The organism is Staphylococcus microti (assembly GCF_000934465.1).
In the GTDB taxonomy this organism is placed as follows: domain Bacteria; phylum Bacillota; class Bacilli; order Staphylococcales; family Staphylococcaceae; genus Staphylococcus; species Staphylococcus microti.
In genome coordinates this window covers 1-225 of record NZ_JXWY01000076.1, presented here as the reverse complement: position 1 = coordinate 225, position 225 = coordinate 1, and the positions used below count along the sequence as shown (strand labels likewise).

Genomic DNA, 225 nt, shown 5'->3' with positions numbered 1-225 from the left:
ACATGCTCCACCGCTTGTGCGGGTCCCCGTCAATTCCTTTGAGTTTCAGTCTTGCGACCGTACTCCCCAGGCGGAGTGCTTAATGCGTTAGCTGCAGCACTAAGGGGCGGAAACCCCCTAACACTTAGCACTCATCGTTTACGGCGTGGACTACCAGGGTATCTAATCCTGTTTGATCCCCACGCTTTCGCACATCAGCGTCAGTTGCAGACCAGAAAGCCGCCT

At 55.1% G+C, this 225-nt stretch carries 1 rRNA gene; it reads right to left on the bottom strand.

Annotation, left to right across the window (positions count from 1 at the left end):
* Positions 1-225, bottom strand: a 16S ribosomal RNA gene (locus TP70_RS08830); the annotation flags it as partial.